Source organism: Halorubrum lipolyticum DSM 21995, assembly GCF_000337375.1.
GTDB classification, from domain to species: domain Archaea; phylum Halobacteriota; class Halobacteria; order Halobacteriales; family Haloferacaceae; genus Halorubrum; species Halorubrum lipolyticum.
In genome coordinates, this window is record NZ_AOJG01000025.1 from 68,858 (window position 1) to 92,984 (window position 24,127).

Genomic DNA, 24,127 nt, shown 5'->3' on the forward strand with positions numbered 1-24,127 from the left:
CGCGGTTTCACCGCTCGGCCGCGGGACGGATCCGCCGCGCGCGACTCACCCGAAAACGAACCCGAACGCGTCGCCGTCGATCCCGCTGGCGATGCCCGACCCGATGCGTTCGAGTGACATGGTACCGAGTGGCTATCGATCGAACAGAGCCGTTTCGCTCGCCGTCAAAATTTCAGTATCGATACGCACGGGGAGGCATTTATATGCACGTCCGACGCCGAAACGGGTATGAGCAGCGCAACGGCGGATTCGCGGGGTCACGGGCGGGTTTCGGAGCACGTCCGCGTCGAACACGGGGGCGCGGGTCCGTCACCGAGCCGGGCCGTCATCGAGGCCGTCGCCGGCGCCGCCGGCATCGACCCGATCGACCTCGGCGACGAGGCGGGGATCGTCCTCTACGATCACGTCGAGCCGGACGCGCTGGACGCGCTCGTGTCCCACGCCGGAACCGACGTCGACGTCTCGCTTTCCGTCGCCGGCTACGAGGTCAGCGTCGACGCGACGGCGGTCGTCGTCGAGCCGACCCGCTGACGGCCCAAATCGACCGATATCGGCGTCTCACGACGCCTCTGCCCCTTCTCGCTCCCGCAACGCCGCGATCCGATCGCCGAGCGGCGGCTGCACCTCGAACCACGTCGACCAGTCGCCGGTCGCCGGTTCGACTCCGCGGATCGCCGCCGCGCGCTCGAACGCGTCGGCGACCCGATCCGCGCCGACCGCGTCCGCGGCGCGGTCGTCGGCCGCGTACTGCACCCGCCGCCCGACCCAGAACGCCGCGAGGCCGACGGCGACGAGCGACGCGAAGCCCGCGTCGAACGGAACCGTCGCGGTGACGATCGCCGCCAACACGCCGACCACCGCGGCGATCGCGATCGCGCGGAACTCGCCGTAGTACGTCTCGACGCGACCGGCCTCGGCCGCGAGCAGGCCGATCGCGATATCGTCGTCAAGATCGTCGAGCACGGCCTCCGAGAGGAACAGCACCCGCCGACGGGGCGGGCCGCGGACCGCGACCTCGACGGGGCCGACGCCCTCGCGCCCGGGTTCCCCTCCGGCTTCGCCGCCGACTTCGCCCTCGCCGCGCCGCTCGATCGCGATCCGGTCCACGTCGAGTCCCGCGGTCTCGCGGAGGGAGTCGAGGCGGCCGCGCTCGGCGTCGGTCGGCTCCCGGAGGTCGCGGAATCGGTCGGCCGCGTACAGGGGGCCGATCTCGACGGCGAGAAACGTCAGGACCGCGACGCCGGCGAGCAGGGCGGCCGTGATCATCGTCCGCGGGTCCGTCCCGGAGCGGTAAAAAGGCGCGATTTCGCGGTCAAGCGTCGAAAAGCGGGCCGCCGCCCGTCAACGGGGAACTCGTCGAGCGAGTTCTCGGACCGCCTTCGCTGCGGCGCTGTCGCGCGCGGCGTTCACGACCGGTCGCTCTTCGGCGACAGAGCGGCCGACGCGCGGATCGGCGGGGACGACCGACGCGGGCGCGCCGAGCGTGTCGGCGATCGCGTCGGTCGGCGGCTCCTCGGTCACTCGGTTGACGGCGCAGCCGACGAGTCCCGCGTCGAGCTCGCGGGCGAGTTCCCGAGTCCGGATCGCGTCCGCCAGCGCGAACGCCCGCGGCGACACGACGAGCAGGCAGGCGTCCGCGACCGCGAGCGGGACCCCTGCGTCCGCCCGTCGGCCCGCGGGACAGTCGAGCACGACGGCGCCGCGCTCCCGTTCGATCGCTGCCACCGCTGATTCGAGCCGCCGGAGGTCGGCCGCCCGCGCGCCGGCGAGCGTCCGGCCGCAGGGGACGATGTCGACCGGGCCGGCGCGCAGCGTCTCGATCGGGTCGGCCTCGCCGGCGAGCACGTCGTGGAGGTCCGGACCGCGGCCGCCGGGCAGGTCCGCCATCCCGAGGTCGGCGTCGACGACGACCGCGTCGAGCGCGGCGGCGACGTTGTACGCGAGCGTCGTCTTCCCGACGCCGCCCTTCCCGCCGGCGACCGCGAGGATCACGCGAGTCGCTCCAGCGCCTCGACCGGCGCGTCGGTCGCCTCCGCGCGCGCCGCCAGCGCCGCCGCGCGCTCGCTCAGTTCGCTGAGCCGCTTCGCGTCTGCGGCGACCCGCTCGTCGAGCCCTGAGAGCGCCGCGACGCCGTCGGCCTCCGCGACCGCCGCCGTCGCGGTCGCCAAGTCGGCGTCGGTCAGCCGCTCCGCCCGATCGATCCGTTCCTCGACCGCGTCCAGTCGCGCCCCGACCGCGTCCGACCACCCCGTCGTCTCTCCCGGCGGGGGCGCAGGGGCGTCTGGGTCGCTGGCCGGTTCATCGCTGTCGACCGCGTCAGCGCCGTTTCCGGCGGCGTGGTCCGAGCGGCTCGACCGACCTTTCGAGTCCGCCTCGCCGGCCCCAGTCGCCTCGCCGAGCCCGGTCGCCTCGCCGGCCCCAGTCGCCTCGCCGAGCCCGGTCGCCTCGCCGGCCCCAGTCGCCTCGCCGAGCCCGGTCGCCCCGCTCGCGATCGCGTCTCTCGGCGGTCGGGAGTCGCCGAGCCGCCGGAGGGCGTCAGCCGTCGCGGACGCGGGTCCGTCGGCCCTCCCACCGGGTCCAGCATCTCCCGACTGCTCCGTCGGATCGACCGCCTCCACCTCGGCGACCTCGACCGGCGGATCGACCGGCGGGGCGCGGGTCGCGAAGCCGAGCGCCCGCCGTTCGCCGGGTCCGAGGCGCAGCGTCACGCCCGACTCGTCCCACCCGGTCTCCGGAAGGCCGCCCCGGCGGGGCGGGAGCACGGGGCCGTCGAGCCGGCTCTCGATCCGAACGCGTCGGGGGACGGCGCCGCCGTTGCGAACGCGACACCGAACCAGCGACACGCCGCCTTCCCGGTCGACGTCCCACGAGAGGTTCATACGCCGGGTGCCGCGGTATCGCTTTTAAATTGCGGGGCGACGAGCGCGTGAGCGCGACGGGAGACCGCTTATTATCCGGGAGGGCGTCCGCCCCGTATGAACGAGCCGGCGGTGTTCGATCGCGTGGTGACCGCGCTCGACGAGCGGAACTACGAGCCGCTGGTTCACGTTCCCGAGGCGCACAGCGACGCGTACGCGGACGTGCTCGACCGCTGTCGCCGCCACGAGATAACGATCCGCGGGCGGTACCCCGACGTGCTCGGGTTCACCGAGTCCGACCGCGTGTTCGCGATCGAAGTGAAGGGCTCGACGAACCTCCTTCGGGGAATCGGACAGGCGCTGACCTACCAGCAGGGCGCGCACGTGTCGTATCTCGCCGGTCACGGCGACGCCGTGCGGCCGCACGCCGACCTGCTCCGTGCGAAGGGTGTCGGCGTCATCGGCGTCGAGGAGGACGGAGCGACCGCGTGGCGCTCGCCGCCGAGCGCGGAGTCGACCGCGGAGGTCGCGGACATCGAGGGGCAGCTGTCGCTCCGGCTCCGCGGGAACGAGTTCGGCGGCGACATCACGACGCTGAGCCTCGCACAGCCCTTGAACTACTTCGCGCCGGTCGTCGCGATCGACCGGTACGGCCCCCTCGCGCGCGACGAGCTCGTGGACGCGATCGCCGACGAGTACGGCTTCGGCGCCGGCGGCGAGACGGTCGCGAGCGCGCGCACCCTCGGACTGGTCTCGACGGGATCGCCTCACGAACTGACCTCGCAGGGAGAGCTGGCCGCGACGGTGCTCCGCGGCTACGGGATCGAGGACCTCGACGACCTCCGGCTGACGAAGGAGGACGTCGCTCGACGCACCGTCGCCGAGGTCCACCCGCCGCTCGCGGTCCTCCTCCGGAACTCCTTCGTCAGACACCCCGAGTTCGGGCTGCTGCTCGACGCGCTCCGCAAGGAGGGGCCGCGCGTACACTTCCTCGATCTCGTCGAGCGGCTCGTCCGCGAGTACCCGAACGTCTTCCTGAGCGCGTTCTGCACGACGCGCGGCGCGGCTCGCGCCCGGGAGCTGATCGAGCGCGGCGAGACCGCCCGGCTCTATCGGGACCGAGGCGTCTGGACCGACGTGATCCGGACTAACGTCCTGTTCAACTTCGTCCAGCAGCTGAAACACGTCGGCGTCCTCGCGCCCGAGACGCGCAGTCACAGCGGCGCGATCGCCGACTACGACCCCGACGCGAAGCCGTGGATCGTCGCGGACGCGGAGTGAGGTCGGTTCGAGAACTCGGCCGCCTGCCGTTCGGCGACACCGGGTGCCCAGTGACGGCTTGGTAGAGCCCCGCCCAGTGCGGTCGCGGCGACGGTTAACCCGAGCGTGCTGAGCGCAGTCATCTGGATGGTGAGTCCGCGCGTCAGTGCAAGCTCCGCGAGCACCGCCTCCGAGTCACCGGGACCGGTCGAAGCCATGCGTTAGTGTCACTCAGTCATTCATTAACGGTACAACTCTGGAGCGTCGCCTCGTCGGAGACCAGATCCTGATCACGTGACGAGAATCAGAACGGTGGAGACGCCGACGAGCGCCACGTGGAACGCGGCGTGTGCGATCATTGCGGTTTCGAGCGACCGTCGCCAGAACAGCCAACCGAGCGCGACGCCGACGATAGCGTTCAAGAGGACCGTTCGGACGATCAGCGGAATCGTTAGCTCGAACGTCGCGGCGAGCGCGGGTAGGTGACCGACGCCGAACGCGACGGCACTCACGGCGATGGCAATCCACATGATCGTCGCCGAGGGCGACTCGGTCGCATTCCCGAGCCTGTTTCGCCCCCACCAGAGGACGTACGCGAGGGGCGCCATGACCCCCCAGCGGAGGAGAATCTCCTCCGTGATACCCCCGTAGAACAGCCGCATCGGAACCGACGCGAAGAGTTCGCTCAGCGCTTCCGTATCCGTTAGGGTCACCCCGGCGGGGAACCCCGCGAACTGTGCGAACGCGACGTCCAAGACGGCGACGACGGCGAACAGCCCACCGCCGACCGCTGCTGCGAGTGGCAACGAGTCGCGTCGCTCGCCCCATTCCGACGTACCGGTGGCCGCCCAGGCGAACACGTGGGAACTGAGATCGATGCGCGGGGCCGTAACCGCGCCGAGGACGACGAACACGATCAGCAAGAGTGTGGAATTCGCCGCTGCGAGCACTACTAGCGTCGGATACGAGAGCGTCGAAAGTTCGGGAATCTCTCGAAGCGTCGGGACGGAAGCGATGGCGAGAGCGATCACGCCGACCATTCCCAGCGCGAACAACGCGATCACACCGCGTGTGGAGGGCCTCCAGCTCGGGGAAGCAGTCATTACGAGACTTCCTCTCCCGGTTTCAATAAAAGAGTATTGCGCTCGGTGGACGGTGCAGGGCGGGCCGGGTAGAGAGATGCGCGCTTGAATCCGAATTCGAATTTAAGTCCATAGCCGAAGAGGCGGTCAGCGCCGATGTGGCCGCCCCAAATCAGTGCGATGAGGAACGCCGTTCGACCGTCGGCCCAGAAGCCGAGACCGCCGAGAGCCAACGGTAGTGTGTCTGTGTGAATAACGCTGTAGCTCAGTGCGCCTACCCGTGAACCGGGGAGATAGCCGAGCATGGACAGGTCGAGGCCCAGCGCGAGGACGATCAGTAACCAAATTGGTCCGTCAAGGGTGACGTACCCGCCCAATGCGATTCCCAGCGCGGCTAGTCCCTCAACACGCAGGAACGTTTTACTCAACTCCAAGTTCTCGCGCAGCGGCCGCCGAGATCGTGACCCCGGCGTCAGCCGTGGTAACGCGCTCGGTAAGTACGTCATCGAGTATGTCTCGGAGTTCCGCGATGAACGAGCTCGGGCGTTCGACCTGAACGCGCGTTGTCGATTTCCCGGCGTAGTTCAGCCCACGGTGTCGAACGTAGATCCGCACAAACGACCGCCGAACCGACCGAGGTACGTCCCATACGACCGCCGGGAGATGGTCGAGCGTCGTCTTCACGCCGGTCGGGGCGTCCATCGCGACGAGACACCGACCGAGGACCGTTCCGTCGCAGGTAGGCACGACCTCGGGTGCCCGCCCGTCGATGTCGGCGTTTCGGGTCCGCGTCTCGACGCCGACGCGCTCGAAGGCGTCGCGAATCTCCGCGACGTTCACCCGTTTCCCGGGTGTCACCGCGGGGAGGTAACTCTCGGTCGCGATGCTCCCGCCGGCGAGGACGTGCGCGAGTAGCGCGACGAGTGAGGCGGCGGTCTCCCCGTCGGGGTCCGGATCGATCCACCCGCGGTCGATTGCCGCGTTGATTCCCCGAACCGGGTCGGGAACGGCGTCTTTGAGCCACCCACGGACGCGTCCAGCGGGGAGATCGAGCGCGCGCCCGACGCGGACCCGACCGGCGTTCGGGTGCTCGGCGGCGTACTCGCGGACGCGGCGGTAATCGCGGACTTTCTCCCACGGGTCCGGATACACGCGATCGCTGTATGTGCGAGCGAGAGCCGCTGCCGTGGGGACCATACACGTGATTCTGCGACAACAGATTTGAACTCATGCCTCAAATTTTCACACATGATACCCACGCCATTAAGTACATATACCGGATCACCATCCCTCCAAATAGCCAGCGACCCGAAGGACTCGCTCCGGCATCGGTTCCGGATCGGGATCCTCGGCCCCAGCTGGGTTCAATCATGAAACCAAGCAACCCGCTCAAAGGAGAAAATCGCGCCGTCAGTCCCGTAATCGGGGTCATCCTCATGGTCGCGATCACTGTCATTCTGGCCGCCGTCATCGGGACGTTCGTCCTCGGACTCGGCGATCAGTTAGGAGACACCGCGCCGCAGGCGAGTTTTGATGTTACGGACGTGAATTCTTCGAATGGAAACATTACCTTCGCCAAAACTGGCGGCCAGACGATCGATGCCGGTGATCTCACCTTATCGATTGCCGGAGACCGCTACGAAGACGCGTTACCTGATGAAGACTGGCAAAGCGGGGAGGAAAAAGTAGGAAATTACTCCGACACCGATACCTATACCGATGAGGAAACAGTCCGAATCATTCACGATCCGAGTGGCAGCGCGATCTTCGAGGAAACCGTGGATTTTAGCACCTAAAATCCAGTAGGCTGCGATTTGATTATCTGATTCATCGGCAAGAAGATTTTATTTGTGTCCGATATCGCAACCCTAGCACATCGGTGTTGAACTGGTGAATTGTCGCTGGGTCTAATTTGTCACGAGCGTCGCGAATACTCTTTTTGACTGAATCAGTGCGCGAGCGCGACGTCGATTACCACGCTCGTCGACCACTTGGGCGTCTGCGCGTAACCGACGCGATCGACTCGATCCGCGGCAACGAGGGTGAGTAACTGATGAACCGCAACACAAGCAAACTCGGAGGTTCGCCCTCGCTCTCGCGCTCGTCGTCCTGGTCCCCGGGCTCGGCCTCGGTCTTTCCGGCGTCGCGGCACAGTCCGACTCGACGACGCCCGTCGAGACGTGGGCGGCCGACCGCGATCCGATCGAGCGCGACTCTCCCGAGGGTGACGGGCTCAAGTTCGACGCGACCGACGAGAAGGACGGCCGGCCGTGGGACGTGCAGGGCTCGATGACGAACGGCGTCCGCCCAACGTTCAAGTTCTGGGAGGATCAGCACCGGACGCTCGGTCGCGAGGGCGGTGGCTACGTCTTAGTGTGGTACCGAGCCGAGGGACGAGAGATCACGGTCGTGCACGTCTCTCGCTGCGCGCGGCTGATCCTGCGAAAGCGGAGGAGTATCTTAGAATTTGTGGCCGTAGCCACACCCTGAACCGTCAACCGACCCCCCCGTCGGTTCGACGGCGATGTCGAGCTCGTCGACGTGGATCCCGTTCGCTTGGCAGAACACGATCGGCTCGTCCGTGCGCTCGTCGAGCGCCTTCCGCCCGGCGTTCTGCACCGCGTTCGTCGCGGCGCCCACGCCGTTGCGGACGCCTCCACGCGCCGCATGCAGCGCCTCGACGACCTGCTCGGCGACGTGGTGCGACCGGAATGCGACCGAACCACGGCGGGACGTGGCTGCCGCATTCCAGACAGACAGCGGACGGTGTCTCCACGGTATCGCCTGTGGCGGCGTCGAGAGGGAGATCTCGCGCCCGCCACGGAGAAGACCCAGATAGACGCGATTCGCGTCTTCGTGATGTGGTTAGAGGGCATCGACGCCGTCGTCGACGATCTCCACACGAAGGTGCGGTCGCCCGTGTTGCGTGACGTGCAGAACGTCCGCGACGTGATGCTCGAGTCCGATCGTGCCGAAGAGAGTCTCGAGTACCTCTCGAAGTACGAATACGCCTCGCGGCCTCACGTCGTGCTCACGCTGATGTGGCACACGATGATGCGGACCGGCACGGTCCACTCGCTCGACGCCGACGACTGCGATCCGGACGGGCGGTACATCGGCGTCGTCCATCGGCCTGAGACCGGAACGACGATCAAGAATGGATCGGTGGAGAACGGTTGATCGCGTTATCGAACGAGGTGTGTCGGCTGCTCGATGACTGGATAGCGAATCGGCGACCCGATGTCGACGACGAGTTCGGCAGGCGACCACTCGTGTCAACGTCGAAGGGACGCGCGCACCGATCGACGCGTCGGGGGATTGCTACAGGGACACAAGGCCCTGCGTTTCCACTGGAGAGTGCCTCCACGATCGTGATCCAGACGATTGTGACGCGATGGAGTATACCGCCGCATTCGACTGTCCGTCGAGCGTCAGTCCACACGCCCTTCGGCGTGGTGGGATCACTCACCACCTGAACAGCGATGTTTCGAAAGAGGTTGTCAGCGATTGTGCGAACGTGACACCTGGTGTTCTCGACGAACACTACGACCGCCGAAGCCAGCGCGAAAGGATGGAACAGCGACGGGGGTATCCCGACAATATTTAATTTGACGTAGCTGTTATTGCTACACAATTTCAACACAGCAGTATGTCCGAAGACAGTTCACCGCCCGAAAAAACGACCGTCAACATTCGGATGACGGAGATGTTTCTCGCCGATGTCGACGCAACGTGGGAAGACCTCGGGTACAACAGCCGTAGCGAGTTCATCCGCGATGTACTTCGTGACGCGGTGAAACATCCCGAATTCAACCGCGCGGATCTCAAGGCGATCGCTGCAAGCGAAGTCGACGTTAAGGAAGGTCAAACACACTCCAGCGAGGATATCAAAGCAGAGTATGGACGTGAAGATGCGAGTGATCGATGAGCGAGAAATGGGACCGGGAGCTCATTGACTGGTCGAAGCGACAACTCAACGTAAGTGATTGTCTGGAGGCACGAACGCAGTGACTCAACTATCGTGTTCTTCGAAGAACCGCAGAGTAGGCTCTTCCTAATACCACTACACTAGCTAGAAAGATATATCCATACTGGCCTATCTATACATTCCATCCGACTTCTATCATGAGTGAGCAGACGTTTGTATGCGACGAGTGCCAGCGGACACTGCCGCAATGGATGAAGCACGAGGGCCGTACCTGTACGCAGTGCGCTGATAATGCGGATGTTAACTGGGACGAGCCAGCCACATCTGGGGATGCCAATGACACGGCAGACTCGGGCAATCCGGAAGGCGAGGGCACTGTCGGCTCACTCCTTGATACCCCTTCGGAGCAGGAAGCTAACGATACCGCGTCTGACTCGGAGACGGCCACAGGGAGCCACATCGTGGCGCCGATGTGGGACACTACCCTCGATACTGAGGCATTCGAGCGTGCGACCGATCAGACGGCCACCACAACAGACGAGACCGAGACGGCGTCCAACCCTCTCGATAAGAAAATCAACAGTTGGAAGGAACAGCTCCTGGATTTGACGCGACGGAGCAACCTCGTCAATTTCTCGGCAACGAAAACGAAGTCACTTCCGTTCCATCGTGCTGACCCACTCACGGTTGCGAACACGATCTTCGACCGTGACCCCCTCTATATTCGCCGTTCAGCACAAGACGAAGAGGGTGGTTCCCCCGCAGATCCGGCCACGTTAGCCGCCGACGAGGTGGCGTCTATCCGGGCGAACGGCGCGACGGAGAACTCACTCAATAACATTCGCCTGCGGGAGAAACGCTTCCTCCGCGAACGGGGCGTTGACTCGCTTTTCATCGCGTTCGGGACACTCCGATGGTACGACGTCGACCATAGCGACTCGGAGCTCCGTACGCCGCTCTTTCTCGTCCAAGTCACGCTCGACGAAGAGACGAACCGAAACGCCGACCGCCACGACTACGAGATCACAAGCGAAGATGCCGAGATACAGATTAATCCCGCGCTTCGGAAGCTACTGAGCGCGGAACGCGGTATTCACCTCGCGCCGGATGAGGCCTTCTCGCTTGACGAACTGGAAACGGCGTTCGCATACCTTGATGACGTTATCAGCGGATTTGAACGCTGGCGTATCGCGCCCGAAGTAATACTGGGTATCTTCGACTTCTCGAAGTTCGGCCTCTACGCCGACCTCGAAGAAAATCGGGAGGCCATCAAAGACGATCCATTAGTCAAAGCGATTAACGGCAATCCCGACGCGTTGCCCGAGCCCGCTGCCACGCCGAGTGCGGAGGAACTCGACGAACAGGTGTCGCCTGCCGATACGTATCAGGTGCTCGACGCCGATTCGAGCCAGCAAGAGGCTATCGAAGCAGCCAAGCGCGGCGTGAGTTTCGTCCTTCAGGGCCCACCCGGGACGGGCAAGAGTCAGACAATTTCGAACATCATCGCGGAGAAGATGGCCGCCGACGAGACCGTCCTGTTCGTCAGCGAGAAACAGGCCGCACTCGACGTTGTCAAAGACCGCTTAGACGATAATGATCTCGGGCGTTTCTGTTTGGAGGCCCACGGCGAGAAAGCGAGCAAGAAACAGGTGCTCGAAGATCTCGGTCGCGAGCTCAATGCCGATCCACTCCAACACCCGCGTGAACGGGATCGTGTCGTCAACAAACTGGAAACGACGAGACGAACGCTCAATCAGTATAAAGACAAGCTGTTCTACCAACCTGAGGGCCAAGACATAACACCGTATGAAGCGTTTGGGATCGTCTCCAAACGGGATGACTGCCCGCGCATCGATGCCTCGTTTGAACAGCCAACTGAGTACAGTCAATCAGACATCCAGGCGATTGAAGAGCAACTCGCATCGCTGGCAGCCTACGAAGACGAGTTCAACCGTGATGGGAACCATCCCTGGCAGCACGTCGCTATCTCACGCTGGCAGATTGATACCGCCGAGTCAGTCGAGACGACGATCTCGGAGGCTATTACGACGCTTGAGGACCTGAAACGCACACGGGAGGCCGCTGAATCGTTCCTCGACACGTCGCTGTCCTCAATAGCGGACCTGCGTGCGGCTGATGATCTCGTTACGTTACTGGGAGACATGCCGGACGTGGCCCTGACGCCAGAACACCTTGAACGAGACTTCTACGCGCGTGACGATCGTCTTCAGTCCCTCGCCGCGAAGAGCCGTGAACTCACCGAGAAGCGAAGTGACCTCACTGAACACTACGAGGAATCGATCTTTAGTACGGATGCCACCGAACTTCACGGCGAGTTGAGTGGTTACGGTATACTCCGATACGTGAGTCCCTCGTATCGGCGGCTCAAGAAACGCATTCTCTCACACGCAGCTGATGGCTACCGGCCGGGTATCGAGGGACTCCGATCGGACACGAAGGCGTTGATGCGCGTCGATGCCCTCGCGGACGAAGTTGAGGAGTACGATGCGATGACTGACCAGCTTGGTCATCTCTACGATGGGCCGACGACGGATTGGGAGACAGTATTGGACACCCAGACGTGGGTGGCTGCCATCGCAGCCAACGATCTCGTAGACGCAGACGTCCTAGATGAGTTAGTCCTCGAACGCGATGCCGACGAGACAGCTGCGCTTGCGACGCGCCTCGATGGAGTCCTTACTGACTGGGAGACTGCAAGAAACGATCTCGCGGATGTCTTCGATCTCGACGCGGTTTCGATTAACGACGCCGATATCGAAACGGCAGCCATGGGTGCGGTCGAATCCTGGTTTACCACTCGATACGATACTATCGAAGAACTACAGTCGTGGATTCAGTATCAAGACACACGCGACGATGTTCTGGAGAGTCCGGCGGGCGAATTCCTAGAGCGATACCTCGCGGAAGGTCACGCAGCCGAGACGCTCATCGATACCTTCAAGCGGAACTTCTACACGGAGTGGCTCAACGAGGTGTACTCTCAGACCGGTTTCGACTCGTTCAGTGCGACGGAGTACAACGATTTACTCGAAGAGTTCCGGCATCTCGACCAACAGCAGCGCGAGTACGCAAAAGCCGAGATTCAACATCGCGTCACGAATCGACGCCCGCAAACGGAACTCAAGCATGCGAGTAGCTCCGAACAGGTAACGCTGCGTCGCGAAGTCCAGAAGAGTCGCAAGCACATGCCGCTACGCGAACTCTTCGATGAGGTGTCGACGCTCGTCACGACACTCAAGCCCTGTTTCATGATGAGCCCCCTCTCGGTTGCCCAGTACGTGCGACATGGTTCGATTGAATTCGATACGGTCATCTTCGACGAGGCGTCACAAATCATGCCACAGGACGCCATTAGCAGTGTTATTCGCGGTGAGCAGGTAATCATCGCGGGCGACAGCAAACAGCTCCCCCCGACATCGTTCTTCCAAGCGGATGTCGAAACCGCCCGTGGTGTGCGCGAGGACCTCGAGAGCATTTTGGATGAGGCCTCAACGGTTCTTCCCGAGAAGCGGTTGCTCTGGCACTACCGCAGCCGGACGAACGAGCTTATCGAGTTCTCCAACGCGAAATACTACAACGGCGCACTTCGGACGTTCCCGGATAACAACGCCGACGACGCGATGGGTGTTGACTTCGTCTACGTCGAGGATGGTCTCTACGATCGAGGTGGCTCGAGCACGAACCAACCGGAGGCGGACCGCGTCCTCGAATTGGTACGTGAGCATCTTCAGGAACGGCCCAATAAGAGCCTCGGTGTCGTTGCGTTCAGTTCTGCACAAGCACAGGCCATTCGAGATACTATCGAGGAAGCGCGTGGCCAAGACCCCGAGTTGGATGCGTTCGTCTCGGAGGATGACGCCCTCGAGGGCTTCTTCGTGAAACCACTGGAGAACGTCCAGGGAGACGAGCGGGACGCGCTCATCTTCAGCGTCGGCTACGGACCGGATGAGGCCGGCAAGATCTCGATGAACTTCGGCCCGCTCAATCAGACGGGCGGCGCACGCCGACTGAACGTAGCCGTGACGCGTGCCAAAGAGCACATCCAAGTGGTCTCCTCGCTTCAGCCGGGCGATATCGACCTCCAGCGCACGGATAAAGGCGGTGTTGAGGACTTCAAACACTATCTCGAGTACGCAAAGCACGGTGACGACGCACTGACTCGCTCGGACTCAGAGACACAGTTCCTCCAGTTCGACTCCGAGTTCGAAGAGGCCGTCTACACAGCACTGGAGAATCGCGGCTTAGATGTCTCGACACAGGTCCAAAGCTCCGGATACAGCATTGACCTCGCAATCAGGCATCCGGACAAACCGGGCAAGTACGTCCTCGGTATCGAGTGTGACGGCGCCGCCTACCATTCCTCGAAAACTGCCCGTGACAGAGACCGGACGCGCCAGGCCGTGCTAGAGGATCTCGGATGGACGATTCACCGCATCTGGTCGCCTGATTGGGCCTCGAACAAGGGCCGCGAAATCGAAGCCATCGAATCGAAGGTCGAGAAACTCATCGCGGATAGTCCCGTCGCTGATGGTGGCGTCTCGACGGAGGTAGCGGAGGTCACTGTCGATGCCATCCCAAAAGACGAACGAAGTGGTATCCAAGAATACACCACTGACTGGCAGGAACCACAGGTTACGACACGCCGTGACAAGTCCTTCGACGAGGTGTCGACGCGGCGCGTTGCGTCGACGCTTGTGAACGTCGTCGACGAATTCGGGCCTGAAAAACGAGATACCATATTCCGAGCCGTCATTAGTCGGTGGAATATCACCCGTCTCGGGAAGAATATCCGCCAGTCACTCAACAAGACAGCGCGCAAGCAAAACCGACGGGATGCGGTGTGTCTTCACGACGGCTTTATCTGGCCCGGTGAGCGCCCCAACACGATTACACTCCGAACTAACACTGGGACTGCGAGTCGGTCTGCTGATGAGATTCCCCTCGAAGAGCTCGCACGGGCAGGCCATCTGATACTCGACGCAGGTACCCGGATGACACGCGAGGATCTCGTACTCGAGATCGCACGTCTCTACGGCTATCAGCGTACTGGCTCCAAGATTAGGGCACATATCAACGATGCCGTCGACATTCTGATCTCCGAGGACTGTGCGAAACTCGGTGCGTCCGGCGAGACAATCGAATTTATCGATGTTGACGCGGACCGTATTCTGCTTAACCGAATTTACGGCTAAGTTGTACCGGCATTGTTTCGCTAACCCAAAATCTCGTTTATAGCCAAGGGACTCTGTTGAACCCCTACAAATTCGCCACCATCTATGAAATGTGAGATCACCCAGAAATAACAATTTATTGTTATATTTTCCCAAATGAGGCAAACAACTTATAAAATCGTTTCGTGATTTGAGACGAAAGGTAGTATTTCCAACAGACTTGCCGCCGCATATGTCTGGTCTCGGATCTATTCTAATTTTGCGTTGGTTGAATCCTCAGTCGATGATATCTCTAGATATGATATTCCAGAATATAATTATTCAGAATATTTTTATCTCACACCCGCTAACTCAGCGCCATGACAGACTTCGTGAACCGCTCGGAGGAGTTAGATCGGCTTCACAGCCTTTTCGACTCGGGGAACGCGGATCTCGCTGTCGTGTACGGGCGGCGACGGCTGGGAAAGACGAGACTCGTCAAGAAGGCGCTTGAGAGCCGAGAGAACGCGGTCTTCTATCAAGCACGACAGAAGACGCGGGAGCTCCAACTGGAACAGTTCGTCGAGGCTGCGGCTGACACAGTTCCTGGTATCGAAGATATTCGTCCCGATTGGGAGCGGCTGTTCAGGTATCTGGCCGACCAGAACGCGATCGTCGTCCTCGACGAGTTTCCGTACCTGATCGAACAGGATGAGAGTCTTCCGTCAGTGTTACAGGCGTTGTTCGACCACGAGTTCGACGAGTCGGAGACGACCTTCGTTCTGGTCGGATCGTCGATCAGCATGATGGAGGAAGCGACCCTGCTCGGAGACAGCCCGTTATATGGGCGAACGTCCCTCACACTCGATATCCGTGAACTCTCGTTCGACGCCGTGACGGAGTTTCTACCAGACGATGCGACGGCGGACGAGGTCGTTCGCGCGTGGAGCGTGTTCGGTGGCGTTCCCTACTACCTCGAGGAACTCGACGCCGATCGGTCGCTCGGCGAGAACATCCAGCAGACGGTGCTGACTCGTCACGGGTCACTCCGCAACGAGCCGGAGCACGTCCTCCGGATGGAATTGACGGAGCCGACGCGCTACTTCTCGATCCTCGAAGCGATCGCCGGCGGGGCGACCGGCCGCAACGAGATCGCCGGCGTGACCGGTATCGACTACAACCAACTATCGACGTATTTGGACCGTCTTTCTCGGCTTCGGCTCATCGAGCGGCATGTTCCAGTGACTGAGAAACCCGAACGGTCCAAGCGAAGCCAGTACCGGCTGCGTGACCCCTTGTTCCGGTTCTGGTTCCGGTTCCTGTACGGGAGTTCGGATCGCTACGATCAGTTCGGCGACGGGACCTACGAACGACTCGTCGAACCGGACATGGCCGACTTCGTCGCTCCCGCGTTCGAGCAACTGTGCTGTGAGTCCCTGTGGACGCTGTACGACGAGACGCCGATCGTCGATGTCGGGCAGTGGTGGTATCAGGACCACGAGATCGACGTCGTCGGACTCACTGACGAAAACACACTCGTCGTGGGCGAGTGTAAGTATCAAGAATCGCCGCTCGACTACAGCGCGCTGGCATCGCTGGAGACACACGTTGAGGAACTCCGATGGCAGCCGTCGGGCGGTGGCAAGCGGACCGTCGAATACGCGCTGTTCTCTCGGAGCGGGTTTACTGACAGCATCCGCGAAGCTGCCGCCGATCGCGACGATGTACGTCTTTACACGATCGACGACATCGTCGCCGCGCTCGGAGAGTAGTTACTCTCCAAACGCCATCTCAACAAGACTAATCAAGTACCGAGAGAGACTGCTACTCCAACGAGACAGTTTTTTGCTAATACCGAGGAGATCTATGCTAAATGGTGGAGCCGATCTTAAAATGGGCAGGTGGGAAGCGCCAGCTTCTCTCAGAGATCACGGCGCTGTTTCCGATCTCATATGAGGCGTATCACGAACCGTTCGTAGGAGGTGGCGCTGTGTTTTTTCATCAGGATCCTGACGATGGGACAGTAAACGATCTGAACACGCGGTTAACAACGTTTTATGAGATCGTTCGAGACCAACCGGACGCCCTCATTGCCGAGAACAAGACACACGAGCATACGGAGGAATACTACTACGACGCTCGTTCGGAGTTCAATACGCTCCTTACCCAGTCGACTCTAACACAGGACGAGAGGATCCGAGAGGCGAGCTTACTATTATACTTGAATCGGACGTGTTTCAACGGATTGTACCGGGAGAACAGTGACGGCGAATTCAACGTCTCTTTCGGACGCTATTCAAATCCAGATTGGGTACAAGAGCAGCGGATTCGGAAGGCATCACGTGTCCTCCAAGACACAGTAGTTTTTAATACGGATTTCAGCTACGTCGTCGATGAGGCTTCCAGCGGCGATCTTGTGTATTTTGATCCGCCGTACGAACCGGTATCGAAAACCGCGGATTTCAATTCATATCAGGCGGCTGGATTCGATCGAGAGGACCAACGGCGGCTTCGTGATACCATCATAGAACTCACAGAGATGGGTGTATCTGTGATCCTCTCTAATTCGCCGCCGGTCACGGAATTATACAAAGACTACGACGTATTCTCGATCAGCTACGTAGACGCCACTCGTGCCATAAATAGCGATGCTAGCAGCCGCGGGGAAGTCTCGGAAGTACTCATTACAAACGTTCCACCAGATGAGCAACGGCGAAAGACCCTCTCCGACTTTACTGAATGAGTCGTCGAAAATCCCTCAGCGTGGCGTCGAGGCTAGAACGTATTGTTGCTGGGCTCCTCGGCCGCTCGTAGTGATTTCTGGAAGGCGAACAAGCCACTGTCCGACGGTTCGGGCACGTCGACGAGTGGTTGAGTCCGAGAGATCTGTTTCGGCAGCGAGGATCTCCGTAATATCACTTCGGGAGAGAGTACCGTCTACTTCCAGCTGAGCGTATACGCGGGAGATGATCTCGACATCACGGATCTGTTGTGTGAGAAGATCATCTGCGGATTCTCGATTGCCACGATCGAGGTACGTGAGGTATTCCTCACCGAGGCGAGTGAGTCCCCAACGGCGGATCGTGTGGTTGTCGACTTCGACCTCCTGTTCTTTGTGGAGAAACTGGAGAAGCCACGCGGCAATACCGTAATAATCCGCTTGCCTCGGATCAAACGTGTCCGTATCTGTCTGTCTTCGGACGTAGTCTGCGATATTGGGTTTAGTGTCGGAACCCACTCCAACCGCTTGGATAACAGTGCGTATCACCTCAAAATTGTCCGCCTGTGGTACTTCTAGTGACGGAATCGTGTCGGTGCGCTCCGGCTTCTCGAACGCGCTCCAGAACGTGGGATCGAGTTCGTATGACTCGTCGTCTGTAACGACGCCGATACTGCTCTCGATCATGATGTCCGTGAGCCGGTCACCGTCGATCAACCGAATGAAATCTTGGTTTGCGCTTGTCTCGGCGCCAGACGTGAACGAGGATGTCGTGATCACCGTTCCGATGTGATACTGTTGCTCTGAGAGTGCGCCTTTAAATCCGCGGAGGGTGCGGGCTCCGACTGTGTTTCCAGAAGCATATTGTTTCGCTTGAATGCCAAGCCGCGCGTGGAACAGTTCTCGATCGATGACCGCGTGAATATCAATTCCACCATCGCCACGGAATGGCGTTAGCTCAAGTTCACGAGTTGGCTCCGCACGCTCGATCACCATTTTACAGAGCTGTTCAAACTGCTCGTGGTCAATCTGTAACCCCTTATCAAGCAGTTCCTCTTTTGTCGTCGATACTCTCATTCAGGATCGAAGTTCTCATCGCTGAATAAAAATCCTCTCGCCAAAGCGACCAGTATGTTACAGCGGCTGGATCAATCTTTGGTTGAGAAATCTAGCTCCGAATACTCGTACGCGTAGCACTTGATCCCGTTCTCCTCACAGTGCGTCGCAAGCTCTCCCGGCGATACATCCTCCTCCTCGAAATCACCCAAGAACGCGACTGTCACGTTGTCATAGCCACGGTCCTCAGAGCCTTCGACCACGACGGCCGTGTTCGGATCGCTGTGGCTGGTCTTGATTACCTGGTCCCCCGGCACATATGGGTTCTCCGCGAACGCGAGGTTCTCGTGTTTGTACGTCCAGAGCTTGATGTCCTGGTCGTCACAGTACGACGCGAGGATCGCGGGGTGATAATCGCGCCACGCACCTGGTCCCTCGTCGAGCGAACTCGGGAACGCGACCCGTACCGCCTCTCCGTCCATTTCGTGTCCGAACGCCCCGGTGTTCTGCTCCGGCGGTAACACTTCGACGACGATCCCCACCGACGGCTCCGCGTCGCCGGCCTTCACCACTCGATCCCCCGGTGAGAACGGATTCTCCGGCTTCTGATTCATGTGGGCGGTGTTAGGCCCGAGATCGATCAGTTCGTTCATCGGTCGTGCCGCGAGGTGGTCGAGCTTCTCCGGAGAATCGCCCGAGAAGGCCGCCTCGGTTTCGACCTTCGACTTTAGGGTCTCGAGGCGCTCCCACCCGAGTAGCATCAGACTGTCCTCGTTGTCCCGGTGCCAGACCATCACCACGATGTCATCGTCGGGGTCCCGTTCGACCAGCGACTCGGGAAGAAAGGCAGAGACGTCCCGTGAGGACTTCACGTCGACCGTGTAGCCGAACACCTCGAAGTCGTGTCCGGAGAAGCTCTCGGGGTTACACCGCCGGATCGCCTCCTCGTTTTCCCACTCCCACATCTCGACGGGGAGGTACTCGCGACAGAACTGCTCAAACGCGAGCTCGCCGAGGTTACCGATCCGCTTGACGTCCAGGTCGTCGGCTCCCTGAATGACTGCCTGGTGGTGGGCTCGCTCGTGATCGATCTCGTCCGGGGTGAACCGATACATTACCTGAGTCTCAGACACCGTATAGAAATATCTTCAGAGTGAAATATCAAATCAAGGAACTAGAGAGGGCAGCATCCGGCGCGAACTGGTTTGACGGGTCGCGGCGGACGACCGAGATGCGAACCGAGAGGTCTACGACGCCCTCGAAGACGAGTAGCCGGCGCTGTTACGGGTTCACGGGTCCAACTGTTGCTACCCGTCGGGGAGAGCGATACGGCGCGACGGGATCCACGCGAGCAAACGCAGTGAGCGAGCGTGGGGCCAGTCGCGCCCGTGAGTGAGCGAAGCGAAGCGAACGGGCGCGACGGGATTTGAACCCGCGGCATCTTGGTCCGGAACCAAGTGCTCTGTCCGCTGAGCTACGCGCCCTCACGACCGGATATCCGCGGCGAGCGTTTAACGCTTCTGACTGCGGCCGTCCGGACCGGTCCGTGGTGAGGTGTCGCTGGCGTCGGCGACGGGTTCGCTCCGCCGAGACGCCGCCGCGAGCGCCGGGCTCCACTCGAAACGGTCTCCATCGGCGTCGTCGACGGTCCCCCCATCGGTACGCGCGTCCTCGGCCGAGCGGTCGACGCCGTCGGGGGGTCCGCGGTCGCTTCCGCTCTCGCTCCCGGACTCGACCCCGCCGAGCGCCCGGCCGATCCACAGCAGGTCGGGGCGACGCTCGACGACGGCGGCCCAGGCGACGAGCGCCGGCGGCAACACCACCAGTGAGGCGAGGTACGCGAGCGAGATGCTCGCGGCGGTCAGGAGGCCGAACTGGCCGAGGATCGGGGTGATCGCGAGCACGAGGACGCCCGTGCCGAGCGCGGTGGTCGCCATCGTGCCGGTGAGCGCGCCGCCGGTGCCTCGGAGGGTGGTCTCGATCGCGGCGTCGGCGTCGCCGAGCGCGACGTACTCGTCGTGGAAGCGGTGGGCGACGTGGACCGTGTAGTCGACGCCGAGCCCGATGGTGATCGAGAGGATCGTCGCCGTGAGCGCGTTGAAGGGGATCCCGGCCAGCCGCATCGTCGCCGTGAGCGCCGCGACGGTGACGGCCACGGGGAGGAGCGTGACGAGCCCGAGCGCCGGGCTCCCGAGGAACAGCCGGAACAGGACGATGAGCAGCAGCGCCGAGAGGCCCAAGGCGGCCGACAGCGAGACGATCGCCGAGTCGAAGATCGTTTCGCTCACGGCTTGGAAGACGACGATCTGGCCGGTCGCGGTGGCGTCCCCGCGGTAGCGGTCGGCCACCGCGCGGGCGTCGGCGGTGATTTCGGCGTCGGCGGCGTCGGACTCCACGTCGTACACCACGCGCGTGGACCGGTCGTCGTCCGCGAGGTACTCGCCGGTGAAGTCTGCGTAGCCCGAGTCCCGCAGCTCGCCGTAGATCCGGTCGAGGTTCCGATTCGGGGGGCCGTCGTCGAGCGCCGACTCGTCGACGAGCCGTTCGAACTCGGGGTTCTCGTCGGCGTAGCCGTCGATCGCGTCGGTCACGCCGGTGGCGCTGGCGCGCCCGTCCGTCTCGACGAACGTGTCCGGGGGGTCGCGCTCGGCGCGGTCGAGGCCCCGGAGGGCGGCGTCGCCGGTCATCCGCCGCTCGACGTAGACGGTCACGGTGTCGTCCTCGCTCGTGGCGAAGTTGTCGGAGAGGAAGTCGATCGTCTCGGTCGCGGTGTACTCGCCGGGCTGCATCGGACCGGGGAAGTAGTCGACGTAGCCTGGCTGCTCGCTCGGCGGCAGGAAGTCGTCGTCGTCGAACGTGGTGTCGACGCCCGCGCCGTACCCGGCCGCGCCGGCGGTCAGGAGGAGGACGACGACGAGGAAGACGGCGGGCGCGGGCCGGGAGATCGCGGACAGCGACGGGAGCAGCCGCCCGAGCGCGGAGTCCTCGGAGCCGAGCGGGCGAGAGCCGAACTCGGGGAGCGACCGCTCGGCGCGCCAGCGGTCGACGAGCAGCTTCGCCGCCGGCAGGAAGCCGACGAAGATGACGAGGGTGAAACAGATGCCGATGCCGGCGACGAGCCCGAACTCCTGGAGCGGGTCGAGCGAGCTGGTCAGGTTCGCGAGGAAGCCGATGATCGTCGTCCCCGCGATGATCGAGTACGCGACCGTCAGCTGGCCGAGCGCGTCGCGCATCGCGGTCGTCGGTTCGGCCCCCTCTGCGCGCTCCTCGCGGTAGCGGTTCACCGTGTGGATCCCGAAGTCGATCCCGATCGCGAGCAGGAGGACGGGCACCGCGATCAGCACGTCGGAGAAGGCGATGCCGGCGTAGCCGGTGAACCCGAACGTCCAGACCACGGTCATCAGCAGCGCGACGCCGCCGAGCACGAAGTCGAACGGGTCCCGGTACGCGTACGCCAACAGCCCCAGGATGACGGCGAGCGCCGCGGGAACGACGATCGCCAGCGAGTCGAAGATCACCTGCGCGAACTCGTTGTCGACGATGCCGCCGCCGAAGACCGTGACGTCGCCCGGGGCGCGCTCGGCGACCTCGCGCGCCTCCAGCTGGAGCGACTGGGTATCGGCCGACGCGGGGAACGAGTGCGTGACGACGCCGAGCGCCGCGGAGGCGGTCTGTGACTCGCTGTTGTAGTCGTCGGAGAGCAGCGTGGCGAACCCGGGGTCCTCGGCGGCCGCGTCGACCGCGTCGTCGATTTCGCCCGTGCTCGCGCGCTCGACCGCGTCGCGGGCGTCGCCGGCGGTCTCCGCGTCCTCGTCGAGTTCGGCCGCCACGTCCATCGCCGCGGCGGACACCTCGGTGACGCGGAGGTCGTCTCTGTCTTCCAGCCGCTCGGCCGTCTCCAACATCGCGAGCAGCCCGCGTCGGTCGAGGACGTTTCCGTCCCGCTGAATCAGCTGCGTCGTCGGCTCGTCGCCGCCGAACGCGGGCTCGAACTGCTCGTTCACTCGGTCGAGGGCGTCGGCCTCGTCGATCCCCTCGGTGAACTGGTCGCTGCCCGCCTCGGACTCGAGGAGGGCCATCCCGGGCGCGAACAGCACCGTGACGAGCAGGCAGGCGACGACGACCCGCTTCGGTCGGTCGACGACCCGGTCGGTTATCGCCCGGAAGACGCGCTCTGCGCCCGGCATCTACCGGTTTCCGCCGAACCGGTCGCGGGCGCGCTGGCGGAGCCGCGAGAGCGCCCGGCTCACCCGGCCGCGCTTCCAGACCGCCGCGGCGCCGAGCGCGAGGGCGCTCAGCAGGGCGACGATCCCGACCGGCGACCGGAGCACGCTGCCGCCGTCGTCGGTCGCGACCTCGACGGGGAGCCGGTAGGTGTCCGAGAGCTGCTCGTCGCCGTCGGCGTCGTCGTACCGGAAGTCCATCGCGGCGGAGTAGGTCTTCGGCGCGGCCCCGCCGTCCGCGCTCACCTCGAAGCGCAGGGTCGTCTCCTCGCCCGGGTCCAGCGAGGTGACGAACGCCTCGTCGTCGTCCGAGCTGATGGGCTCGTCGACGAACAGCTTCGCCTGCACGTCCGAGACCGGCTCGGAGCCGGTGTTGCGGACGACCACGTCGTACCGAGCGGTCTCGCCCGGCGCGACCCCGGCAGTGCGGCCGGCGTCGGTCGCGTTGCCGTCGCTGGGGCTCGCGTTGCCGTCATCGCCGGTCTCGTTGCCGCCCTCGCTGCCGTCGTCGCTGCTCAGTTCGACCGGCGAGACGGCGAACGTCTCCTGTTCCGGGCGCACGTCGACGACGGCGTCGTACGCGTTGGAGACGATCACGTCGTCGTCGAGCCCGCGGTAGCGCACGGCGAGGTTGAGCGTCCGGTTGCCGGGGTTCGCGTCGGATCGGATCCCGGCGTCGAACGTCGCCGTCGCGGTCTCGCCGACCGCGAGGTCGCCGACGGTCACCCGCGTCTCGCGGGGGACGACGTTCTCGTCGGCCGGGATCGTGTCCGCCGCGACTCCCTCCGGCGCCGGCGCCTCGTTGTCGAACGCGACGACGGCGTTCTCCACCGCACGCGGGCCGTCGTTGCGGACTTCGACCGCGAACGAGCCGTCCTTGCCGACCTCCAGCGAGCTCTCGAGACCGGTCACGTCGAACGCCTGCCGCGAGAGCGGCGTCACGCCGGTCCGGACGGTCCGGGCGGCCGCGTCGGCGCGCTCGGCGTCCCGGTATTCCACGTCGAACTCCAGCGTCGAGGCCCGCGGCGTCGCCTCGGCCGCGGCGTCGAACCGGTAGGTGAACGTGCGGTTCTCTCCGGGCGCCCAGTCGTCGACGTACGTCTCGGTGGTGCCGGCCTCGGTGGTGAAGGTGAGGTCGGGGTCGACCGGCGTCGCCGCCACCGACGCCTCGCGGGCGGTCTCGTTCTGAACGTTCCGCATCGTCACGTTAACGGCGCCGGTGTCGCCGGCCTGCACCGCGCCGTCGACGGCGGTGACCGCGAACTGCGCGCGGTCGGTTATCTCGACGTCGACGAAGACGGTCTCGGTCTCGACGCGCTCGTCGCGGAGGGTCGCGCCGTTGTCGTCCTCCGCGTTGTACACGTTCCGGTACTCCAGTCGGATCGGGACCTGGTACACGCCGGGCTCCGCGTCCTCGTCGGGGACGACGGTGAAGTCGATCGGACCGGTGACGCCCCGGGGCACGTCGCCGACCGTCTGTTCGCCGGTGCGCACGTCGAAGGGCACGTCGCGGTCGGTCTCGTCGCCGGAGAGGACCCGCGCGGTGGTCTCGTGGGCGGTCACCACCTCGCTCTCGAGGTCGTCGAACCCCTCCTCGCTCACGTCGCCGCGGTTGTTCAGGCTCACCTGCAGCGTCGACTCCTCGCCGGGGACGAACGCCGTCTCGGGCGCGAACGCCTCGATGTCGGGGTCGCCGCTGACCGTGTCGTTGGCGGCGACCAGCGCGGTGCCGGCCGTCAGCAGACAACAGACCAGCGCGACGACCGCCACCCTCCGGATGCGACTCATATCAGTTGTCCGCGGTAGGCCGCGCCGACGTAATACCCTTCG

Annotated in this window: 20 protein-coding genes and 1 tRNA gene; 8 read left to right on the top strand and 13 right to left on the bottom strand. The window is 63.3% G+C overall.

Annotated elements, in window-relative coordinates; translation table 11 throughout:
• Positions 1–228 precede the first annotated feature (228 nt).
• Positions 229–531, top strand: a complete 303-nt coding sequence (locus C469_RS08970) for a HalOD1 output domain-containing protein (protein WP_008005855.1) — start codon at positions 229–231, stop codon at positions 529–531.
• 27 nt (positions 532–558) lie between these two features.
• Here the strand turns inward: C469_RS08970 and C469_RS08975 are convergent, their stop codons facing one another.
• The 3 genes from C469_RS08975 to C469_RS08985 all read right to left on the bottom strand — a co-directional run bounded on the left by C469_RS08975 (position 559) and on the right by C469_RS08985 (position 2,879).
• The gene (locus C469_RS08975; protein WP_008005863.1) at positions 559–1,266 is read right to left on the bottom strand and encodes a hypothetical protein; all 708 of its coding nucleotides are present in this window, start codon (positions 1,264–1,266) and stop codon (positions 559–561) included.
• A 75-nt stretch (positions 1,267–1,341) separates the two neighbouring features.
• A complete protein-coding gene (locus tag C469_RS08980; protein WP_008005865.1) occupies positions 1,342–1,992 on the bottom strand; it encodes a nucleotide-binding protein in 651 nt (216 codons plus the stop codon).
• The gene (locus C469_RS08985; RefSeq protein ID WP_008005866.1) at positions 1,989–2,879 is read right to left on the bottom strand and encodes a DUF7857 domain-containing protein; all 891 of its coding nucleotides are present in this window, start codon (positions 2,877–2,879) and stop codon (positions 1,989–1,991) included. Before C469_RS08985 ends, C469_RS08980 begins: the two co-directional genes overlap by 4 nt.
• Before the next feature lie 96 nt (positions 2,880–2,975).
• Between C469_RS08985 and C469_RS08990 the strand changes: the two genes are divergently transcribed.
• On the top strand, positions 2,976–4,139 hold the full coding sequence (locus C469_RS08990; RefSeq protein ID WP_008005868.1) for a hypothetical protein: 1,164 nt from the start codon (positions 2,976–2,978) through the stop codon (positions 4,137–4,139).
• A 269-nt stretch (positions 4,140–4,408) separates the two neighbouring features.
• On the opposite strand, the gene C469_RS08995 is transcribed toward C469_RS08990, so the two are convergent.
• The 3 genes from C469_RS08995 to C469_RS09005 are packed head-to-tail and all read right to left on the bottom strand — an operon-like array spanning position 4,409 to position 6,397.
• Entirely contained in the window at positions 4,409–5,221 is an 813-nt protein-coding gene (locus C469_RS08995; protein WP_049911182.1) for a CPBP family intramembrane glutamic endopeptidase, read from the bottom strand.
• A complete protein-coding gene (locus C469_RS09000) occupies positions 5,221–5,628 on the bottom strand; it encodes a DUF4260 domain-containing protein (RefSeq protein WP_008005872.1) in 408 nt (135 codons plus the stop codon). Before C469_RS09000 ends, C469_RS08995 begins: the two co-directional genes overlap by 1 nt.
• The gene (locus C469_RS09005) at positions 5,621–6,397 is read right to left on the bottom strand and encodes a hypothetical protein (protein WP_049911185.1); all 777 of its coding nucleotides are present in this window, start codon (positions 6,395–6,397) and stop codon (positions 5,621–5,623) included. The genes C469_RS09000 and C469_RS09005 overlap by 8 nt, the downstream gene beginning before the upstream one ends.
• Positions 6,398–6,570: 173 nt before the next feature.
• Between C469_RS09005 and C469_RS09010 the strand changes: the two genes are divergently transcribed.
• Positions 6,571–6,996 (top strand): type IV pilin, encoded by a 426-nt coding sequence (locus C469_RS09010; protein WP_049911187.1) that lies wholly within the window; start codon positions 6,571–6,573, stop codon positions 6,994–6,996.
• A gap of 31 nt (positions 6,997–7,027) precedes the next feature.
• Here C469_RS09010 and C469_RS17835 read toward each other — a convergent pair whose 3' ends face one another.
• Positions 7,028–7,132, bottom strand: a complete 105-nt coding sequence (locus tag C469_RS17835) for a DUF7386 family protein (RefSeq protein WP_449272117.1) — start codon at positions 7,130–7,132, stop codon at positions 7,028–7,030.
• 528 nt (positions 7,133–7,660) lie between these two features.
• Positions 7,661–7,840 carry a hypothetical protein gene (locus C469_RS17490; RefSeq protein ID WP_049911189.1) on the bottom strand — a complete coding sequence of 60 codons (180 nt, stop codon included), beginning with the start codon at positions 7,838–7,840 and terminating at the stop codon, positions 7,661–7,663.
• Between the two features lie 27 nt (positions 7,841–7,867).
• On the opposite strand from C469_RS17490, the gene C469_RS17495 reads away from it, so the two are divergent.
• The 5 genes from C469_RS17495 to C469_RS09040 all read left to right on the top strand — a co-directional run bounded on the left by C469_RS17495 (position 7,868) and on the right by C469_RS09040 (position 17,042).
• Positions 7,868–8,380 carry a hypothetical protein gene (locus C469_RS17495; protein ID WP_241429993.1) on the top strand — a complete coding sequence of 171 codons (513 nt, stop codon included), beginning with the start codon at positions 7,868–7,870 and terminating at the stop codon, positions 8,378–8,380.
• A gap of 469 nt (positions 8,381–8,849) precedes the next feature.
• Positions 8,850–9,128 (top strand): ribbon-helix-helix domain-containing protein, encoded by a 279-nt coding sequence (locus C469_RS09025; RefSeq protein ID WP_049911190.1) that lies wholly within the window; start codon positions 8,850–8,852, stop codon positions 9,126–9,128.
• Positions 9,129–9,325: 197 nt separating this feature from the next.
• Positions 9,326–14,341, top strand: a complete 5,016-nt coding sequence (locus C469_RS09030) for a DUF4011 domain-containing protein (protein WP_008005882.1) — start codon at positions 9,326–9,328, stop codon at positions 14,339–14,341.
• Positions 14,342–14,679: 338 nt separating this feature from the next.
• Positions 14,680–16,071: an ATP-binding protein gene (locus tag C469_RS09035; RefSeq protein WP_008005884.1), complete on the top strand. Its 1,392-nt coding sequence runs from the start codon at positions 14,680–14,682 to the stop codon at positions 16,069–16,071.
• Positions 16,072–16,172: 101 nt separating this feature from the next.
• Complete coding sequence (locus C469_RS09040; protein ID WP_008005885.1) at positions 16,173–17,042, top strand: DNA adenine methylase; 870 nt, start codon at positions 16,173–16,175, stop codon at positions 17,040–17,042.
• A gap of 15 nt (positions 17,043–17,057) precedes the next feature.
• Here C469_RS09040 and C469_RS09045 read toward each other — a convergent pair whose 3' ends face one another.
• From C469_RS09045 to C469_RS09065, 5 genes are all read right to left on the bottom strand, one after another.
• Positions 17,058–18,095, bottom strand: a complete 1,038-nt coding sequence (locus C469_RS09045; protein WP_049911192.1) for a restriction endonuclease — start codon at positions 18,093–18,095, stop codon at positions 17,058–17,060.
• 71 nt (positions 18,096–18,166) lie between these two features.
• Positions 18,167–19,189, bottom strand: coding sequence for a hypothetical protein (locus tag C469_RS09050; protein WP_008005890.1), 1,023 nt, complete (start codon positions 19,187–19,189; stop codon positions 18,167–18,169).
• Between the two features lie 296 nt (positions 19,190–19,485).
• Positions 19,486–19,558 (bottom strand) — tRNA-Arg (locus tag C469_RS09055).
• A gap of 27 nt (positions 19,559–19,585) precedes the next feature.
• Positions 19,586–22,261, bottom strand: a complete 2,676-nt coding sequence (locus C469_RS09060; RefSeq protein ID WP_008005891.1) for an efflux RND transporter permease subunit — start codon at positions 22,259–22,261, stop codon at positions 19,586–19,588.
• Positions 22,262–24,085 carry a COG1361 S-layer family protein gene (locus C469_RS09065; RefSeq protein WP_049911194.1) on the bottom strand — a complete coding sequence of 608 codons (1,824 nt, stop codon included), beginning with the start codon at positions 24,083–24,085 and terminating at the stop codon, positions 22,262–22,264.
• Positions 24,086–24,127 lie beyond the last annotated feature (42 nt).

What these genes read in the sequence shown, in the direction of transcription:
- C469_RS08970 (WP_008005855.1), top strand. Translation starts at nt 229, where the DNA reads ATGAGCAGCGCAACGGCGGATTCGCGGGGTCACGGGCGGGTTTCGGAG.
- C469_RS08975 (WP_008005863.1), bottom strand. Translation starts at nt 1,266, where the DNA reads ATGATCACGGCCGCCCTGCTCGCCGGCGTCGCGGTCCTGACGTTTCTC.
- C469_RS08985 (WP_008005866.1), bottom strand. Translation starts at nt 2,879, where the DNA reads ATGAACCTCTCGTGGGACGTCGACCGGGAAGGCGGCGTGTCGCTGGTT.
- C469_RS08990 (WP_008005868.1), top strand. Translation starts at nt 2,976, where the DNA reads ATGAACGAGCCGGCGGTGTTCGATCGCGTGGTGACCGCGCTCGACGAG.
- C469_RS08995 (WP_049911182.1), bottom strand. Translation starts at nt 5,221, where the DNA reads ATGACTGCTTCCCCGAGCTGGAGGCCCTCCACACGCGGTGTGATCGCG.
- C469_RS09005 (WP_049911185.1), bottom strand. Translation starts at nt 6,397, where the DNA reads ATGGTCCCCACGGCAGCGGCTCTCGCTCGCACATACAGCGATCGCGTG.
- C469_RS09010 (WP_049911187.1), top strand. Translation starts at nt 6,571, where the DNA reads ATGAAACCAAGCAACCCGCTCAAAGGAGAAAATCGCGCCGTCAGTCCC.
- C469_RS17495 (WP_241429993.1), top strand. Translation starts at nt 7,868, where the DNA reads ATGCAGCGCCTCGACGACCTGCTCGGCGACGTGGTGCGACCGGAATGC.
- C469_RS09025 (WP_049911190.1), top strand. Translation starts at nt 8,850, where the DNA reads ATGTCCGAAGACAGTTCACCGCCCGAAAAAACGACCGTCAACATTCGG.
- C469_RS09030 (WP_008005882.1), top strand. Translation starts at nt 9,326, where the DNA reads ATGAGTGAGCAGACGTTTGTATGCGACGAGTGCCAGCGGACACTGCCG.
- C469_RS09035 (WP_008005884.1), top strand. Translation starts at nt 14,680, where the DNA reads ATGACAGACTTCGTGAACCGCTCGGAGGAGTTAGATCGGCTTCACAGC.
- C469_RS09040 (WP_008005885.1), top strand. Translation starts at nt 16,173, where the DNA reads ATGGTGGAGCCGATCTTAAAATGGGCAGGTGGGAAGCGCCAGCTTCTC.
- C469_RS09045 (WP_049911192.1), bottom strand. Translation starts at nt 18,095, where the DNA reads ATGAGAGTATCGACGACAAAAGAGGAACTGCTTGATAAGGGGTTACAG.
- C469_RS09050 (WP_008005890.1), bottom strand. Translation starts at nt 19,189, where the DNA reads ATGTATCGGTTCACCCCGGACGAGATCGATCACGAGCGAGCCCACCAC.
- C469_RS09060 (WP_008005891.1), bottom strand. Translation starts at nt 22,261, where the DNA reads ATGCCGGGCGCAGAGCGCGTCTTCCGGGCGATAACCGACCGGGTCGTC.
- C469_RS09065 (WP_049911194.1), bottom strand. Translation starts at nt 24,085, where the DNA reads ATGAGTCGCATCCGGAGGGTGGCGGTCGTCGCGCTGGTCTGTTGTCTG.